Annotated in this window: 1 protein-coding gene; it reads left to right on the top strand. The window is 36.5% G+C overall.

Annotated features, from left to right (window positions below; genetic code table 11):
* Positions 1–124: 124 nt before the first annotated feature.
* On the top strand, positions 125–1,118 hold a 994-nt coding region (locus tag ACFSBH_RS12165), incomplete at its 3' end, for an IS110 family RNA-guided transposase (RefSeq protein ID WP_379597752.1).

Here is a 1,118-nt window from a genome sequence, read left to right as displayed (position 1 = left end):
GGCAGCATTCCTGTAATGAACTAAAATGCGGGTTGTGTAAAAAAATAACCTCCTGATAGAATAAGAGAGTCCAAAAGCTTGCAGGCATTTATAGGACAAACTTATAAACCAGGAGGCTAATCAAGTGAATTATAACCAAAACAAAAAGATTGCACAAATTACTTCTCAAACTCTAATTATAGGTGTCGATATTGCGAAGTTCAAGCATGTTGCTAGGGCACAGGATTTTAGAGGAATTGAGTATGGAAAGCCATGTTACTTTGAAAACACGAAAGATGGTTTCCAAGATTTTATTAAATGGATTACCTTTATTATACAGGAACAGGGCATGAATAAAGTGATAGTCGGTATGGAACCAACTGGTCATTACTGGCTGAATTTAGCTCACATTCTTAAAGAAAATGATATTAAGTTTGTGGCTGTTAACCCACTTCACGTAAAGAAATCGAAGGAATTAGACGATAATTCACCAACTAAAAATGATGTGAAGGATGCCAAAGTTATTGCACAGTTAGTTAAAGACGGGAGATACGCTGAACCTACAATTCCGCAAGGAGTTTATGCAGAACTCCGAGTGGCTAAAAAAATTCGTGATCTCCTAACTGAAGATCTTCAAACCGTTCAAGGCCAAGTTCACAACTGGATAGATCGTTATTTTCCAGAGTTCCTTACTGTCTTTAAAAAGTGGGAGGGAAAAGCTGCATTACAGTTTTTAAAGCTCTGCGCATTACCACATGAGTTAGTGAAGTTCTCTGATCAAGAATTATTAATTCATTTAAGAAAAACTGTGAAACGCGGTGTTGGTCTTGGTAAGATCCAACAGTTAAAACAAGCAGCCAGTAAGTCTATTGGACTTAAGCAAGGTGCCAGTATGGCTAAATTGGAGCTTAAAACATTAATTGATAAATATGAATTAATCCAAATGAAATTCGAAGAATTAGATTCTAAAATTGATACATTAATTGACCAGATACCTGGTGTTCAACAAATGTTGGCAATTAAGGGTGTTGGAAGAGATACAGTTGCTGGATTTTTTGCCGAAGTTGGTGATTTGAATGAATATTCCCACCCAAGGCAACTGATTAAGTTAGCTGGATTAAGTCTCAAAGAGAACACCT

The organism is Oceanobacillus luteolus (assembly GCF_042678205.1).
Taxonomy (GTDB): Bacteria; Bacillota; Bacilli; order Bacillales; family Amphibacillaceae; genus Oceanobacillus; species Oceanobacillus luteolus.
This window is presented reverse-complemented; position numbering and strand designations above follow the sequence as displayed.